The organism is Mycobacteroides sp. LB1 (assembly GCF_013449725.1).
Classification (GTDB): Bacteria; Actinomycetota; Actinomycetes; order Mycobacteriales; family Mycobacteriaceae; genus Mycobacterium.
The window spans coordinates 286,413-302,186 of record NZ_JACCFF010000002.1 but is presented as its reverse complement, the minus strand read 5'-3'; the positions used below and the strand labels follow the sequence as shown (position 1 = coordinate 302,186).

At 64.2% G+C, this 15,774-nt stretch carries 14 protein-coding genes; 1 reads left to right on the top strand and 13 read right to left on the bottom strand.

Annotation, left to right across the window (positions count from 1 at the left end):
* Nucleotides 1-122: 122 nt before the first annotated feature.
* Nucleotides 123-1,499, top strand: coding sequence for a hypothetical protein (locus MLB1_RS12190; protein ID WP_180750073.1), 1,377 nt, complete (start codon nucleotides 123-125; stop codon nucleotides 1,497-1,499).
* Between the two features lie 3 nt (nucleotides 1,500-1,502).
* Here the strand turns inward: MLB1_RS12190 and MLB1_RS24075 are convergent, their stop codons facing one another.
* The 13 genes from MLB1_RS24075 to pheS all read right to left on the bottom strand — a co-directional run bounded on the left by MLB1_RS24075 (nucleotide 1,503) and on the right by pheS (nucleotide 15,728).
* Nucleotides 1,503-2,087: a hypothetical protein gene (locus MLB1_RS24075; RefSeq protein ID WP_255485834.1), complete on the bottom strand. Its 585-nt coding sequence runs from the start codon at nucleotides 2,085-2,087 to the stop codon at nucleotides 1,503-1,505.
* Nucleotides 2,084-2,710 carry a hypothetical protein gene (locus tag MLB1_RS12180; RefSeq protein ID WP_180750072.1) on the bottom strand — a complete coding sequence of 209 codons (627 nt, stop codon included), beginning with the start codon at nucleotides 2,708-2,710 and terminating at the stop codon, nucleotides 2,084-2,086. Before MLB1_RS12180 ends, MLB1_RS24075 begins: the two co-directional genes overlap by 4 nt.
* On the bottom strand, nucleotides 2,707-3,489 hold the full coding sequence (locus tag MLB1_RS12175) for a hypothetical protein (RefSeq protein WP_180750071.1): 783 nt from the start codon (nucleotides 3,487-3,489) through the stop codon (nucleotides 2,707-2,709). Before MLB1_RS12175 ends, MLB1_RS12180 begins: the two co-directional genes overlap by 4 nt.
* 11 nt (nucleotides 3,490-3,500) lie before the next feature.
* Nucleotides 3,501-4,910 (bottom strand): argininosuccinate lyase, encoded by a 1,410-nt coding sequence (argH, locus tag MLB1_RS12170; RefSeq protein ID WP_180750070.1) that lies wholly within the window; start codon nucleotides 4,908-4,910, stop codon nucleotides 3,501-3,503.
* Nucleotides 4,907-6,115: an argininosuccinate synthase gene (locus tag MLB1_RS12165; protein WP_180750069.1), complete on the bottom strand. Its 1,209-nt coding sequence runs from the start codon at nucleotides 6,113-6,115 to the stop codon at nucleotides 4,907-4,909. Before MLB1_RS12165 ends, argH begins: the two co-directional genes overlap by 4 nt.
* 11 nt (nucleotides 6,116-6,126) lie before the next feature.
* Nucleotides 6,127-6,615, bottom strand: coding sequence for an arginine repressor (locus MLB1_RS12160; RefSeq protein ID WP_180750068.1), 489 nt, complete (start codon nucleotides 6,613-6,615; stop codon nucleotides 6,127-6,129).
* Nucleotides 6,612-7,553: an ornithine carbamoyltransferase gene (argF, locus tag MLB1_RS12155; RefSeq protein WP_180750067.1), complete on the bottom strand. Its 942-nt coding sequence runs from the start codon at nucleotides 7,551-7,553 to the stop codon at nucleotides 6,612-6,614. The genes MLB1_RS12160 and argF overlap by 4 nt, the downstream gene beginning before the upstream one ends.
* Nucleotides 7,550-8,740: an acetylornithine transaminase gene (locus tag MLB1_RS12150; RefSeq protein WP_180750066.1), complete on the bottom strand. Its 1,191-nt coding sequence runs from the start codon at nucleotides 8,738-8,740 to the stop codon at nucleotides 7,550-7,552. The genes argF and MLB1_RS12150 overlap by 4 nt, the downstream gene beginning before the upstream one ends.
* On the bottom strand, nucleotides 8,737-9,609 hold the full coding sequence (gene argB / locus MLB1_RS12145) for an acetylglutamate kinase (RefSeq protein WP_180750065.1): 873 nt from the start codon (nucleotides 9,607-9,609) through the stop codon (nucleotides 8,737-8,739). Before argB ends, MLB1_RS12150 begins: the two co-directional genes overlap by 4 nt.
* Complete coding sequence (gene argJ / locus MLB1_RS12140; protein WP_180750360.1) at nucleotides 9,606-10,805, bottom strand: bifunctional glutamate N-acetyltransferase/amino-acid acetyltransferase ArgJ; 1,200 nt, start codon at nucleotides 10,803-10,805, stop codon at nucleotides 9,606-9,608. Before argJ ends, argB begins: the two co-directional genes overlap by 4 nt.
* Nucleotides 10,806-10,846: 41 nt before the next feature.
* Nucleotides 10,847-11,890 (bottom strand): N-acetyl-gamma-glutamyl-phosphate reductase, encoded by a 1,044-nt coding sequence (gene argC, locus MLB1_RS12135; protein ID WP_180750064.1) that lies wholly within the window; start codon nucleotides 11,888-11,890, stop codon nucleotides 10,847-10,849.
* A 311-nt stretch (nucleotides 11,891-12,201) separates the two neighbouring features.
* A complete protein-coding gene (gene pheT / locus MLB1_RS12130; RefSeq protein WP_180750063.1) occupies nucleotides 12,202-14,697 on the bottom strand; it encodes a phenylalanine--tRNA ligase subunit beta in 2,496 nt (831 codons plus the stop codon).
* Nucleotides 14,697-15,728, bottom strand: a complete 1,032-nt coding sequence (pheS, locus tag MLB1_RS12125) for a phenylalanine--tRNA ligase subunit alpha (protein ID WP_180750062.1) — start codon at nucleotides 15,726-15,728, stop codon at nucleotides 14,697-14,699. The genes pheT and pheS overlap by 1 nt, the downstream gene beginning before the upstream one ends.
* Nucleotides 15,729-15,774: the final 46 nt, after the last annotated feature.

Genomic DNA, 15,774 nt, shown 5'->3' with positions numbered 1-15,774 from the left:
GTTTACCCGTGCCGCCCAGGTGAGGGCCCGCTCATCCTGTCACAACGGGTGTGCCGGACTGGCCGAATCGTCTATCGCATGATCGAGCGAAACAGACCGCAGCGAACCTCTACGATGACCCGGTGGGGAATCTGTTACTGCGGCCTCTGCGCCTCTGGCTCACCTATCTTCCGCAGCTGGCTGCGTGTTACCTGCTGGGGCTATTGGGGCGCAATATCGTCATCGAACTCGCCGCCAAATACGGCTGGAACAACTATCTAGTAGTCGATCTGCTCATGCCATTCGCCGGTCTGGCCCGCCTTGGGTCGATCATCGCGATGTTCCTGGTGCTGAGACCGGCCATCCCGGTGCTCGCGGGGATGCCCAAGATCTCGCTGCGCAATATCGATCTGTTCGCCAGTATCGTGCTGCCATTCTTCGTTATCTACCTCGCGTGGAAGATGTTCCAGGACGACTGGTTGACCTACGAGCAGAAGGTGATGTGGCACCGCATCGGCGCGCGGATGACCACTGGCGACCAGATAGCCGACTTGGGGAATGTTCCGGTAACCAGTTATGTCTGGGTTCTTATTACCGGTGCCTTTATCCTCCGGCTAGCGTTGAACCTCGGGCCGATCAAGAAGAGATTGCCGGGGTGGTTTGTCTTCATCAGGGTGTATCTGGATGCCCTGTGGGTCTTCCTGGTGCTCTCCTTCTCGGCCAGCAAGGGTGTGAGCTTCTTCCTCAGTCCGTCGGCCTGGTTTAAGGAACGCCGCATCGTGGTCTGGGCTGAGGACATGCGTCGCGAGTTGTTCTCGCATTTTCGCCCGCTGGAAGTTCTGTGGAGCATTGTGGGCGACGTGTGGCATATCGTCTGGGGCGCTGCGGCAGTACCGCTGGTCTGGTTGGCCATCGCAGGCATCATCTACGGCTCGTCCGACAAGGCCAGCTGGCGTGGAGTGCTTCGCCGATTAGCTGGTAGGCAGGCCGATGCGGCGGCCGACAAGCTGGCGCCCGCCCGGGACCGGGTGCAGCGCCAAGTGAGCGGCAGGCTGTCCGAGCAGACCAGAGGTAAGGCTAAGGATTGGCTGTTGTCCCAATTCGGCAGCGCCAAACCCGTTATCGATTCGGCGCGCCTGGTGCTGCACGGCGGTTTAGTGGTGCTGTCAAGCTACGTACTGGTTTACCTGTGTCTGTCGTGGTTAGACATGTCCGATAGTTTCTTGACGACACAAATGCAGGTTGGCGGGTATTTGACGCGTGGCTTCGCCTGGATATTGGGGCCCCATCCCCTGTCGTTCTGGAATGGTGTCGCCCCCATACTTACGGCGATTTCGGGTGTTCTTGTTGCCTCACTACGTATTTGCGTCATTGCGTCAGTCTTCGCCCACTGCGTTGAACGAGTCGAGGCGGAATCGTCCGTGCCATACGAGCCCGCGACGCACGAGAATGAGATTTTTGACTATCCGGGCGACCCGGATGATTCCCGCCCGGCAAATCCTGCAGTCTCCGGAGCGTAAAACTCAGGGAATTTCAAGCCTGACCAGAATTTGGTTTCCGCCGCCCACCGGGTTCACTATGTCGACTGCCGTCATAGTGACATCGTCGGGCACCAGGAAGGTGAGCTGGAGGTTCCCCGGTTTGTCACAGTGATCGACGACACCGTCGGGAGGCGGCACCGTGTACGTCAGGAATGGAGCCTCCGGCCATAAACGCGCGCCGTCGGTGAGTCTTCCGTCGCAGAAAAAATCTTCTGGAACCGCACCCGAACGTTCGATCGTGACCACCGCCAGCTCTGCCCCCTTCGGCACAATCCCGTTGGCTCCGTGCGGGGCCTTGCCGAGGTGTTTGATCCCGGCAAGACGCCAGCTCTGTCCGTAGGCATCACCGGACTGGCCGGCAGGAATTAGATGAAGAGGCGTCACGCTGGCTCGATAGTCACGCCAGGGGCCACGGAGCGAGATAGCCCACACTCCGGTGAACACGGCGATAACGACCACTCCTGCGATGGCGTTGCGAAACCACAATCGTGACCGCAACGGCAGCTGATCTGTAGCGTTGTCACGCCGATGGCGTGGGCCCTCGGTACTGGTTGCCATATCACTCATTGCTTGCCCACCACCGTTATCGGAAGCGCGATAACGGACGAACGTGGCGCATGCTCGATGTCAAGCGGAATGTCGATGACAAGCCGCGAGTCCCATTTGTATTGCCCAGCAGCGTAGAAAATGTACAGCTTCGCCGAGCTGGCATGCTCAAGTACACCCGAGCTGACCTCGAAAACGAAAACACCGGTCTGAGGGATCAGCGGAGTCAGCTGTGCGCCAAGCAATGTGGAACCTCGAAGCCGGTCGTCGGGCGTGTAGCCCTTCTCGCCAAATGCCAGTATCGCATCGGCCTGAGGGGCTTCGGTCATGGACGTGATGTTGAGCTTGACGACCACCCACTGGCCGACGGACTTGATATTCCGTTGCCGAGGGGAGTAACCCGTGTGTTTGACCACCGGCGCCACCCCGACTTTCGTCACTGTGGCAGAGAACAGCCGCCCGGTGACGGAACTTCCCATCGAGCCATGAACGTCAAAGGCATTCTGCGTCGCGGCGGCATTCGGCAGACGATTCCAGACGAATACCGACGCGGACAAGATGACGGCGACCACGACGGCCGTGCTGGAGAGGCGCAATAGCGGTGAAGAGGCGCGTAATGCCGCGAGATCTTTCGACAAGATCATGATGGAACCTCCACCGGTACAGTGGCTGTCGCTGTCTTGCCGTTGTCAATCCAGCCCTCGCCATAGTTCACGAAGCCACGGCTGAAAGCTCGATACGGCACCTGAACCGATACCTGGGAGCCCGGTGGTACGGCGGCGGTAGGAACGCTCCACACGACCGCCACCTTCTCGGTCAGATCAGGTTGCAGCTCAATCAGATTGCTGCCGTCCTCGATCCGGAAAACCGTAGCGTTCTGTAGCTTCGGCAGGAAGATGTCCTGCGCATCTGTCATATCTGGCAGGGCGAAGTTGCCGGCGACAAGACCCACCCTATCGGCATGATTGGTAACCTCCGCGACGACGGCAAGGTACATCCGCCCGGGCTTTTCCTTCGCAATCACGGCGCCACCGCCGGCGATTTGCGGCCGCAGAATGGCCTTCTGCACCGTGATGGTGAATTCACCATTATCGAACGGCGTGCCCAGCTCGAAGGTCTGTGGAGTCGTGTCGACGGCATCCAATCCGCCGAACCCTGCGGTAGCGGCAACCGCGATCACGGCGACCACATGCCACATCTGTACAAACTCGAGGTCGTTCCACCAGCTGCCTACCGTGTGGGCAGTTCGGGCGAGGACTCCTTGTTCGGGCGGCGTTCCGGCAGGCTCAGCGGCATCGGAGCCTGGCGGCTCGGCGGAAACAGCCTCCACAACCCCCGGACGGCGCCAGGCCGCATTCGGGTCGTCCGGTATGTCGCCCCCCGGACCGGGGCCCGATGACATCGGGTCCGGCTCGCCGTCCATGGCTACGGATGTTAGCCGCTCTGACCGCGCAGCAGGTTTAGACGTGCCAACACCAGCTCGCGCTGCTCGCTCACCCGTTCGGGTGCAGTACCACCGCGCGCGTTGCGAGACGCGACAGATCCGGAGGTGGTGAGCACCGCACGCACCTCCCCGGTCAGGTCCGGGTGAATGCCCGCAAGTTCGTTGTCGGTGAGGTCCTGCAGGCCGACACCACGAGCCTCGGCCACCCGCACCGCCTCCCCCGCTGCCTCGTGCGCAATACGGAACGGCACGCCCTGGCGCACCATCCATTCCGCCAGGTCGGTGGCCAGCGTGAACCCGGCCGGGGCCAGCTCGGCCATGCGGTCTATCTGGAACCGCAGCGTTGCGACCAACCCGGCCATCGCGGGCAACAGCATCTCCAGCTGGGCCACCGAATCGAACAGCGGCTCCTTGTCTTCCTGCAGGTCCCGGTTATAGGCCAGCGGCTGAGCCTTCAGCGTGGCGAGCAGGCCGGTGAGATTGCCGATCAGTCGCCCCGACTTCCCCCGGGCCAGCTCCGCGATATCGGGGTTCTTCTTCTGCGGCATGATCGAACTGCCGGTTGACCAGGAGTCATCGAGCTCCGCATATCCGAATTCTGTTGTGCTCCAGAGGATAATATCCTCAGACAGCCGCGACAGGTCGACCGCGATCATCGCGAAAACGAAGGCGGCTTCGGCCGCGAAATCGCGTGCCGAGGTCGCATCGATCGAATTATCCGCGGCCGCGGTGAATCCTAGGTCCAATGCGATGACATCGGGGTCCAGGCCCAACGAAGAGCCTGCCAGCGCGCCGGCCCCGTAGGGCGAGACGGCGGTCCGTCGGTCCCAGTCGATAAGTCGGTCCACATCGCGCAGCAGTGGCTGCGCGTGCGCAAGTAGGTGGTGTGCGAGCAGCACCGGTTGGGCGGCCTGCAGGTGGGTCTTGCCCGGCATGATCGCCTCGGGGTGCGCGCCGGCCTGATCGGCCAGTGCCTGCACCACGTCGAGCACGCCTTCGGAGACCCGCCCGGCCGCATCGCGCAGCCACATCCGAAACAGCGTGGCCACCTGATCATTTCGAGACCGGCCGGCACGCAGTCGGCCGCCGTTATCGGGTCCGACACGTTCGATCAACCCGCGTTCGAGCGCGCCGTGTACATCCTCGTCGGTATCGGCCGGGACGAACTGCCCAGACGCCACATCGCGGTCTAACTGCCGCAATCCGTCGACCAGAGCCGACAGCTGCTCATCGGTGAGCAGGTCGGCCTTGCGAAGCACTCGGGCATGCGCGATCGAGGCGCGGATGTCGTAACGGGCCAGCGCCCAGTCGAAGTGGGTCGACTTGCTCAGCGCCGCCAGCGCGGGTGCCGGGCCGCCGGCGAACCGGCCGCCCCACAGGGATCCCTCGTTGGTGCTCACTTCCCCGACAGGTCCCGCTGGGCGGAGATCTTCGACGAGAGACCATGAATATGCACGAAACCCTTGGCGCTCGACTGATCGAAGCTGTCGCCTTCGTCGTAGGTGGCCAGGTTGAAGTCGTAAAGGGATTCGGCGCTGCGGCGACCGTTCACCGAGATGTTTCCGCCGTGCAGCACCAGTCGGATGTCGCCGGAGACATGCTGCTGGGTATCCGCGACAAACGCTTCCAGCGAGCGCTTCAGCGGTGAGTACCACAGGCCGTCATACACCAGCTCGGCCCACTTCTGGTCGGTGTGCCGCTTGTACCGGCCGAGCTCGCGCTCCAGGGTGACGTGCTCCAGCTCCTCGTGTGCGGTGATGAGAACCATCGCGCCTGGGGCCTCGTAGATTTCGCGGCTCTTGATGCCGACCAGTCGATCCTCGACGACGTCGAGGCGGCCCACGCCCTGGGCCCCTGCACGCCGGTTGAGCTCGACGATGGCCTCCAGCACTGTGACCGGGTTGCCGTCGATCGCGGTCGGCACACCCTTGTCGAAGGTGACGATCAGCTCGTCGGGTGCACCCCAGTTGAGGGTCGGGTCCTCGGTGTAGTCGTACACGTCCTTGGTCGGAGCGTTCCAAAGATCTTCCAGGAAGCCGGTTTCCACCGCGCGGCCCCATACGTTCTGGTCGACGGAGAACGGTGACTTCTTGGTCACGTTGATCGGGATCGCGTTCTCGGAGGCGAACGTGATGGCCTTCTCGCGGGTCCAGGCGTAGTCGCGGACCGGCGCCAGCACCTCCAGATCCGGTGCCAGCGAAGCGAATCCGACCTCGAACCGCACCTGGTCGTTACCCTTACCGGTGCAGCCGTGGGCGACGATACCGCCGCCGTGCTCGCGAGCGGCGGCAACCAGGTGCTTGACGATCAGCGGGCGGCTGATCGCCGACACCAGCGGGTACCGATCCATGTACAGCGCATTGGATTGCACGGTCGGCAGGCAGTACTCGTCGGCGAATTCGTCACGGGCATCGACGACAACCGCTTCGACGGCGCCGCAGTCGATGGCACGCTGGCGCACCACCTCCATGTCCTCGCCACCCTGGCCGAGGTCGATCGCGACGGCGACCACCTCGCGGCCGGTCTCCTTGCCGATCCAGCTGATCGCCACCGACGTATCGAGCCCGCCCGAGTAGGCCAGGATTACGCGGTCACTGCTAGTCATGATTCTCCTTATTAAGCAAGCTGTTCGAACTGTGCGGCGAGCTGGGCTCCGGTCAACGGTTCGCGGGCGATCACCGCAATGGTGTCATCCCCCGCGATGGTCCCGACAATGTCGGGTAGTGCAGCGCGGTCGATCGCGCTGGCGAGATAGTGCGCGGCACCGGGAGGCGTGCGCAGTACCGCGAGATTACCGCTGGCATCGGTGGATACCAGCAGCTCCCCCAGCAACCGGGAGAGCCGGTCGGTGCCGCCCGATACACCGCGGACGGGACTACCGTCCTCGGGTACTACGTACACCCCCACCCCGCCGTCGGCCGCACGGAGTTTGACGGCACCGAGCTCATCGAGATCCCTGGACAAGGTGGCCTGGGTGATTTCGATGCCCTCGGCCGCCAATAGGGCCGCCAATTCGCCTTGGCTGCGCACTGATTGGGTGGATAGGAGCGCCACGATGCGGGCCTGGCGTCCCGCCCGGGTATCGGCCGCGTGTGCGGCTGTCATCGCCTGTTCTCCAACAACCAGACCAGCAATGCCTTTTGTGCGTGCAGACGGTTCTCGGCCTCATCCCACACCGCACTCTGCGGACCATCGAGCACCTCGTCGGTGATCTCATGGCCGCGATGCGCGGGAAGGCAGTGCAGTACAACGGCTTCGGTATCCGCGAGACCAAGGAGCTCGTCGTTGATCTGGAACGGCCGGAATGGGCGGACCCTGTCGAGCCCGTCGTTCTCCTGTCCCATGGAGGTCCAGGCGTCGGTGACGAGTACGTCGGCACCGGCCGCGGCCGCCGCCGGGTCAGCCGTCACCGTCACCGTCGCTCCGGTGTTTGTGGCGATCTTCTGAGCCTCGGACACGTACTTGGGGTGGGGCGCAAACCCGCTCGGTGCGGCGACCGTGACATGGATACCGGCAGTGACCCCGCCGATCATCAAAGAGTGCGCCATATTGTTCGCGCCGTCACCGAGATAGGTCAGACGCAGCCCTGCCAGGGAGCCCTTGCGCTCTGCGAGCGTCTGCAGATCCGCAAGGACCTGGCAGGGGTGGAAGTCGTCGGACAGGGCGTTGACGATCGGCACCGTGGAACCGGAGGCCATGGCGGTCAGGCGTTCCTGCGCGTAGGTGCGCCACACGATGGCTTCTACGTAGCGGGACAGCACCTGTCCGGTGTCTTCGAGGGTCTCCTCGCGGCCCAGCTGGGTGGTGCGACTGTCGACGACCACCGCGTGCCCGCCCAGCTGGGCGATGCCCATCTCGAAAGAGAAGCGGGTTCGGGTGGAGTTCTTCTCGAAGATGACGGCCACCCCATGCGGGCCCTCAAGCGGCCGCCGCGAGAACGGCGCCTTCTTGAGTTCGGCGGCCAGCGTGAGGACTTCGGCCTGTTCGGCAGGTGACAGATCGTCATCCCTCAGAAAATGCCTGATGTTTCCCGCCGGGTTCATGCCAGCTCCTGTTCTGCTGCGGTGTCGAGGATGCCAGGCAATGCGGCGACAAACTCCTCGATCTGTTCGTCACTGATGATCAGCGGTGGGGCCAGCCGCAGCACATCGGGTGCCGCGGCATTGAGAAGGAAGCCGGCATCGCGTGCCGCGGCCTCGGCGGCCTTGGCGCGCTGTTCGTTCAGGACGATGCCAAGGAGCAGACCGGCACCGCGTACCCGCGCGACCAACGGATGGTTCAGCCCTTCGATGGCGTGGCTCAAGGACTTCCCCGCCGCAGCGGCGTGGTCGACGAGATTCTTCTCATCGAGGACGCGCAGTACCGCCAGGGCCGCCGCGGCACAGACGGGATTGCCCCCGAATGTGCTGCCGTGCAAGCCCGGAGTGAGCAGATCCGCGGCCGCTCCGGTCGCGATGCAGGCACCGATGGGCAACCCGCCGCCGAGTCCCTTGGCCAGGGTGACGACATCGGGGGTGATACCCACCTGTTGGTGGGCGAAGAATGTTCCCGTGCGTCCGATTCCGGTTTGCACCTCATCGAGCACCAGGAGTGCACCGTGGCGCGTGGTGATCTCTCGTACTCCAGCGAGGTAACCCTCCGGCGGGACCACCACACCGCCTTCGCCCATGATCGGTTCCAGGAAGACGGCGGCGGTATCGCCGTCGACTGCCGCCTCGATGGCGGCCAGGTCGCCGTACGGTACGTGTACTACCCCGGCGGGCAGTGGCTCGAACGGCGCCTGCTTGGTCGGCTGGCCGGTGAGTGCAAGCGAACCCATGGTACGGCCGTGGAAAGCACCTTCGGCCGCTATGACTTTGGTGCGTCCGGTGAGCCGGGTCAGCTTGAACGCGGCCTCATTGGCCTCGGTACCGGAATTGCATAGGAACACCCTGCCGGGCACGCCCAATCGTGCGATCAGCGCCTCGGAGAGCTCGATGCCGGGCCCCGTCGCGTACAGATTGGAGGTGTGGCCGAGCGTGGAGAGCTGGTGCGTGACGGCGTCGATGACGGCTTGATTGCGGTGGCCCAGAACATTGACGGCGATGCCGCCCAACAGATCCAGGTATCGCTTGCCGTCGACGTCGGTGACGACGGCGCCATCGCCCTCGGCAAGAACAACCGGTGGTGTCCCGTAGTTGTTCATCATGACGTGTTCCCAGCGCTGCTGAGTCTGACTGGTGTTGCTCATGATTGGCTCCTGACGATCGTCCCGATGCCCTCGTCGGTGAATAGCTCGACCAGCACGCAATGTTCGACGCGTCCGTCGATGATGTGGGCACTGGGAACCCCGCCGTCCACCGCCCGCAGACATGCCTCGATCTTGGGGATCATCCCCGACTCCAGACCGGGGGCGAGCTCGCGCAGATCCTCAGCCCCGATCTCGGTGACAAGTGAGGTGCGGTCGGGCCAGTCGGTGTACAGACCCTCGATATCGGTGAGCATCAGGAGACGTTCGGCGCCAAGGGCTTCGGCGAGCGCGCCGGCCGCGGTATCGGCATTGAGGTTGTGCACCACACCGTCGGCGTCGGGTGCAAGGGTGGACACCACGGGGATCCGCCCGGCGTCGATCAGGTCGAGGATCGCTTCCGGATTCACCTGTGCCACATCGCCGACCAGGCCAATATCGGTCTCTACGCCGTCGATGGTCGCGGTACGCCGGACCGCCGTGAACAGTTGTGCGTCCTCGCCGGTGATGCCGACCGCATACGGTCCGTGACCGTTGATCAACCCGACGAGCTCACGACCGACCTGGCCGAACAGCACCATGCGCACGATATCGAGGACTTCTGGTGTGGTGACCCGGAATCCGCCCTTGAACTCGCCCGATATGCCGAGCTTTTTCAGCATCGACGTGATCTGGGGGCCGCCGCCATGCACGACGACCGGGTGGATACCGCAGTTACGCAGGAACACCATGTCCTCGGCGAAGGCATTCTTCAGTGCATCGTCGGTCATCGCGTTACCGCCGTATTTGATGACGACGATGGTGCCGTGCAGCTTCTTGAGCCACGGCAGCGCGGCCGCTAGGACTTCTGCTTTTTCTTGGGAAGCCTTCATGAGCTGTACGCCGAATTCTCTTCGACATAGGCGTGCGACAGATCGGTGGTACGGATGGTCGCCGTCTGGTCTCCCGCCGCGAGGTCGATGAGCACCTCGACATCCGGCCCGGACAAATCGATGTCGCGGGCACCCGGCACGCCGGTGCAGTTGGCACACACCAGATTTCCGTTGAACGATACCGTGACACGATCCGGGTCCAGGTCCACCGGCGCCATCCCCACCGCGGCGAGCACCCGGCCCCAGTTGGGGTCGGAACCGAACAGGGCGGTCTTGACGAGGCTGTCGCGGGCGACGGTCCGGGCGGTGGCGACAGCGTCGTCCTCGCTGACCGCGCCGGTGACGGTGATCAGGATCCGTTTGGTGACGCCTTCGGCATCGGACTGCAGCTGCGCGGCGAGGTCGTCGCAGACCTGGAAGACCGCCTCGGCGAATTCTTGAGCGTCAGGTGCGATCTCGCTTGCGCCGGAGGCCAGGAGAAGCACGGTGTCGTTGGTGGAACAGCTGCCGTCGACATCGAGCCGGTCGAAGGTGCGTGCAGTTGCTGCCCGCAGCGCGGAATCGAGCTGCCGGGCGGGCACGGCGGCATCGGTGGTGATGACCACCAGCATGGTGGCCAGGGAGGGCGCCAACATGCCCGCGCCCTTGGCCATGCCACCTACTGTCCAGCCGGCTTTATGGTGTAGTGCAACCTCTTTGGGCACGGTATCGGTGGTCATGATGGCGTGCGCCGCATCGGTCCCGCCGCCCAGGCCGCCGGCCAGTTCGTGCACGATTTCCTGCACTCCGGCCAGCACCTTGTCCATGGGCAGCCGATCGCCGATGAGGCCGGTGGAACACACGGCGACCTCGATGGCGCCGGTCTCGGTGCCCCAATCGCTGAGGGTCTTCGCGACCTCTTCGGCGGTGGCGTGGCTGTCCTGGAATCCCTGCGGTCCGGTACAGGCATTGGCTCCACCGGAATTGAGAATCACGGCGCGCAGGCGGCTCGTGGTGAGTACCTGCTGCGTCCACAGCACCGGGGCCGCCTTCACCTTGTTGCGGGTGAACACTCCTGCCGCGGCATAATCCGGCCCCTCGTTGAAGACCAGCGCGAGATCTGGTTTGCCAGAAAGCTTGATACCAGCGGTGATTCCTGCCGCCTTGAATCCTGCGGGCGCGGTGACGCCCTGGGTGCGCAGCAGTGGTGATGTCATGGCATCAGTCGTGGATGAGCCGCTTGCGGGAAGACCATCGGTCACGGTGCCACTCCTACGATGGTCAGACCATCGCCCTCGGGCCACCCGAGTGCGAGGTTCATGGATTGAATCGCGGCGCCGGCGGTGCCCTTCACCAGGTTGTCGATGGCCGCGATCGCGACGAGTACGCCGGCGTCGGGGTCCACGGCGAGGCCGATATGGACGGCGTTGCTCCCCGAGACCGCCTTAGTGGTCGGTAACTTTCCCTCGGGCAGCAGATGGATGAACGGTTCGTCGCGGTACGCCTCTTCGTACGCCTCGCGGATCTTGGCTTGGGTTGCGGTAGTCGGCGCGGTGCAGGTGGCGAGGATCCCGCGGGGCATGGGGACGAGGACGGGGGTGAACGAGACCGTCATCGGCTTGCCCGATGGATGATTCAGTCCCTGTGCGATTTCCGGGGTGTGGCGGTGCGCACCGGCGATGTTGTAGGCGCGCGCCGATCCCATCACTTCGGAGGCGAGCAGGTCGGCCTTGGGGGCGCGTCCCGCACCGGTGGTGCCGCTGACGGCCACCACGGTGACCGACGGCTCCACCAGACCCGCCGTCACCGCAGGGGACAACGCCAGTAGCGCCGCTGTCGGATAGCAGCCGGGAACCGCGACGCGTTTGGTGCCGTGCAAGGCGTTCCGTGCGCCCGGAAGTTCGGGAAGCCCATAGGGCCAGCTGCCCGCGTGCTTTGACCCGTAGTACCGCTCCCACGCCGCGGTATCGGTCAGCCGAAAGTCGGCGCCGCAGTCGATGATGAGGGTCTGTGGCCCCAGCTCGTCGGCGATCTTCGCCGAAGATCCGTGCGGTAGCGCGAGGAACACCACGTCATGGCCCCGCAACAGTGTGGGATCGGTGGGCTGTAGTTTGTAGTCAGCCAGCGGTGTCAGGTTGGGATGATGCTCGAGGACGTCGGTTCCGGCATTCGAACCGGCGGTCAACACCCCGATCCGCAGGCGGCCCGCAGCGTATGCCGGATGCGACAGCAGTAGGCGCAGGATCTCACCTCCGGCGTATCCGCTGGCACCGGCGACCGCGACCGAGAACCCACTAGTCATAGCGACAATTCTGTATCTTTATGCAGAAGAACGCAAGTTTATTCGTCACGGGTTCTCGCCAAAAGGTATCTACGCAGGCGAATCGCCGAAAACCGCAGCATGAGTAGGTTCCCGCCGCGAAATGTTCACGTAAACCTCAAGTTGAGCTCAACGGTGTAATGCGCGGTGGCCACAGTTACGGTGGAGATAGCTGGCGAATGTGCCGGCAGTCAGAAACGAACGAGAAGGGAGCCTTCCATGTCGGATCGTGCCGATCGTCAGCGCCAGGAGCAGCACCGCGAGCAGGCTGACCAGCGAGGCAAGTAGACCCGCTACGCGCGTTGGGTCGCCCCGACGCGCGAAGCCGCAGAAGCCACCGCCGCCACCCGTGCGGCGGTGGCTTCGTCTTCTGTGAGGGTGCGATCCGCTGCACGGAAACGCAGCCGGAAGTTCAGCGATTTGTTGCCCTCGCCAATCTGCGGTCCGGTGTAGATCTCCACCAGCCGCACATCTTCGAGCAACTCCCCCGCCCCGTCGCGCAACGCATCGGTGACGGCATCTGCCGGCACCGTCTCGGCGACTACCAGTGAGACATCCTGAAGCACCACCGGAAACGGCGAGATCCTTGGCGCAGGGAGAGGATTGGTGACAGGAAGCGCATCAAGACTCAATTCCAGGGCGCAGGTGCGCTTGGGCAGTCCGAGACGCTCGATCACTGCAGGATGCAGCTCGCCGGCATGGCCGATCACCTGGCCGTCGGCCACAATCTCTGCGCAGCGCCCGGGATGCCAGGGCAATTCCACACCGGCCCGCAACGACACGTCGACGTACGCGGCACGCCCGATGATCCGGGCCGCCTCCAGCGCATCGGTGACATCGGCGGCACGTCCGCGGCCCCAAGGTCCGCTCGGCTCGCGGGCCCCGGCCAGCACGAGTGCCACGTGGACGGGCTGTGCGGGCAGGGATTCGAATAGTGCCTTCAGCTCGGCATCGGACGGGCGGTCGGTGACGTCGAGCAACGGGATGGCGCGGGTCGTCTCGGTTGGCCGTACGACCTGGCCGATGGTGAACAACGCGATATCAGTGGCACCACGAGAGATATTGCGTGACAACGCCTCCAGTACACCGGGCAACAGGGTGCTGGCCAGCTCCGGGCGATCGGATTCCAGTGGGTTGAGCACCTTTGTGGTGCGTCGCCGTGGATCCTCGCTGTCCAGACCCCACGCGTCGAATATCCCGGCCGGTAGAAACGGCATCGGCAAGATCTCGGTGTACCCGTTGAGCGCCAACGACTTCCCCACCGCACGGCGACGCTGTTGTGCGGGCGTGAGACCACCGCCCTGAGGTGCGGCGGGCAGGATCGATGGGATGTCCTCCAAACCTTCGAGTCGCAGCACCTCCTCGACCAGGTCTGCGCCCTCGATGATGTCCGGGCGCCAGCTCGGCGGCGTCACCCGCAGTGTGTCGCCCTCGGCTGTCTTGTCTCGGCTGACCACGGCGCCGATCTGGCGGAGCCGGCGTTCCACCACGCCATCGGCGTATTCCACGCCGGCGACACGCGCCGGCAGTTCGACCGGGATGGAAATGATCCTGTTTGCGCTGTCGTCCAGGTCTTCGGCGGTCCAGTCCGTCAGTTCGGGGGGCGTGGTTCCACCGGCGATATCGCGTAGCAGCGAGGCGCAACGGTCAAGCGCGGCAGCCGATATCGCAGGATCCACGGAGCGTTCATAGCGACGCCCGGCCTCGCTGTGCAGGTGTAGCCGGCGTTGGGTGCGCAGCACTGAGGCCGGGTCCCATACCGCGGCCTCGAGGAGCACATCGGTGGAGTCGTCGCGCATCTCGGTGCTTCCGGCGCCCATGACACCACCGATGGCGGTGACCCCGGCGTCATCGACGATCAGGACATCTCCAGGCTCGAGCTTGCGTTCCGCGTCGTCGAGCGTGACCACCGTTTCATCCGGGGTCGCGAACCGCACCCGGAAATCGCCCTTGATCCGCGCCTTGTCATGAGCATGCATCGGGTGCCCGATTTCGAGCATCACGTAGTTGGTGACGTCGACGGCGGGCGAGATCGCACGGATACCGCAGAGCATGAGCCGCCGCTGCAACCACCATGGCGATACCGCCGACGGATCGATACCGATGACCGGGCGCAACCCGAAGCGCTTGACCCCGGTTCCGGTATCGATATGTACGGGCAGAGACGGCCTATCGGCCGCAAGTGGCGTTACCGCAGCGGGATCGGCGAATTCGAGGTCGTACGCGCACGCTAGATCGCGTGCCAGCCCGCGAACGGATAGGCAATATCCCCGATCGGGGGTGATCGACAGATCGAAGACCGCGTCGTCCAGCCCGACCACCTCGGTGGCGTCGGCGCCGGGCTCGGCGGTGCCCGGTGGCAACACCAGAATTCCAGAGGATTCAGCGCCCAAACCCAGCTCCGTCGTCGAGCAGATCATCCCGTCGGATGTGTGTCCGTAGGTCTTGCGGGTCGCAATGGTGAAGTCGCCGGGCAGGGTGGCACCCGGAAGTGCCACCACCACGAGGTCGTCGACAACGAAGTTGGTAGCACCACAGACGATTTCACGCGGCTGGGACTCTCCCACATCCACCAGGCAGAAGCGGATCGGCTTCTTGAACTCGGCAAGTTCGGTGATCTCGGCGACCCGTCCCACCACGAGCGGTCCCTTCACAGGGCCGGGAACGATCACCTCTTCGACCTCGTGGCCGATGCGAATCAGGGTTTCCTCGATACCGGCCGGGGGGGCCGAGAATTCCGGAGCGCCGACGCGGAGGACCTCGATCAGCCAGCTGTAGGGAATGCGCATCAGGCACTCACCCCGAACGGGAGGCTGAAGCGCACGTCACCCTCGATCATGTCGCGCATATCGGGTAAGCCGTTGCGGAACTGCAGGGTGCGCTCCAGGCCCATGCCGAACGCGAAACCGCTGTATTCAACGGGGTCAATACCGCTGGCCCGCAGGACATTTGGATTGACCATCCCGCAACCACCCCATTCGACCCAGCCGGCGCCGCCCTTCTTGTTCTCGAACCAGACGTCAACTTCGGCGGAGGGTTCGGTGAAGGGGAAGAAGTGCGGCCGCATCCGGGTGTGTGCCTGTGCCCCGAACATCGCCCGGGCGAAGGCGTCAAGGGTGCCCTTGAGGTTGGCCAGGGTCAGCCCGCGGTCCACGGCGATCCCCTCTACCTGATGGAAGGCCGGCAGATGGGTGGCGTCGATTTCGTCGGTCCGGAAGGCGCGCCCCAGGGAGATCACGTACACGGGCAGGTCGCGCGCCAACAGGGTGCGTACCTGAACCGGTGAGGTGTGCGTGCGCAGCACCTGTCGGGAGTCCTCGGGTGCGACGTAGAAGGTGTCCTGGGTACTGCGTGCCGGGTGATCCGGCAGAAAGTTCAGGGCGTCGAAATTGAAATGTTCGGTCTCGACCTCGGGGCCATCGGCCACCTCCCACCCCATCGCGACGAAGGTGTCGGCGATGTGTTCGGACAGAATAGTGATGGGATGGCGCGCTCCGATGGCCTGACGCGTCGAGGGCAGCGTCACGTCGACGCGTTCTGCCACGAGCACAGCAGCATCGCGCTCGGCGCGCAGCGCCTCCAGTCTGTCGTCATACGCTTGTTGTGCCTGTGTGCGTGCGGTGTTGACGAGCTTTCCGGCCTCGGACCGTTGATCCTTCGGCAGCGCGCCCAATGCCTGGCGGGCCAGCGCTAGCGGGGACTTCTCCCCCAGATGGTCGATCTTCGCCTGCGCGAGGGCGTCTAGGTCGCCTGCGGCGTCGAATGCGGCGCGAGCAGCACCAACGGCGCTGTTCAAGGATTCCTCAGAGTGATCAGCCACGGATGCCGATCATAGGGTAAGGCGAGTTAACCACCTTCCGGTCATA

Coding starts and splice junctions, on each gene's coding strand:
- MLB1_RS24075 (WP_255485834.1), bottom strand. CDS start 2,087: ATGAGTGATATGGCAACCAGTACCGAGGGCCCACGCCATCGGCGTGAC.
- MLB1_RS12180 (WP_180750072.1), bottom strand. CDS start 2,710: ATGATCTTGTCGAAAGATCTCGCGGCATTACGCGCCTCTTCACCGCTA.
- MLB1_RS12175 (WP_180750071.1), bottom strand. CDS start 3,489: ATGGACGGCGAGCCGGACCCGATGTCATCGGGCCCCGGTCCGGGGGGC.
- MLB1_RS12165 (WP_180750069.1), bottom strand. CDS start 6,115: ATGACTAGCAGTGACCGCGTAATCCTGGCCTACTCGGGCGGGCTCGAT.
- MLB1_RS12160 (WP_180750068.1), bottom strand. CDS start 6,615: ATGACAGCCGCACACGCGGCCGATACCCGGGCGGGACGCCAGGCCCGC.
- argF (WP_180750067.1), bottom strand. CDS start 7,553: ATGAACCCGGCGGGAAACATCAGGCATTTTCTGAGGGATGACGATCTG.
- MLB1_RS12150 (WP_180750066.1), bottom strand. CDS start 8,740: ATGAGCAACACCAGTCAGACTCAGCAGCGCTGGGAACACGTCATGATG.
- argB (WP_180750065.1), bottom strand. CDS start 9,609: ATGAAGGCTTCCCAAGAAAAAGCAGAAGTCCTAGCGGCCGCGCTGCCG.
- argJ (WP_180750360.1), bottom strand. CDS start 10,805: ATGACATCACCACTGCTGCGCACCCAGGGCGTCACCGCGCCCGCAGGA.
- argC (WP_180750064.1), bottom strand. CDS start 11,890: ATGACTAGTGGGTTCTCGGTCGCGGTCGCCGGTGCCAGCGGATACGCC.
- pheT (WP_180750063.1), bottom strand. CDS start 14,697: ATGCGCATTCCCTACAGCTGGCTGATCGAGGTCCTCCGCGTCGGCGCT.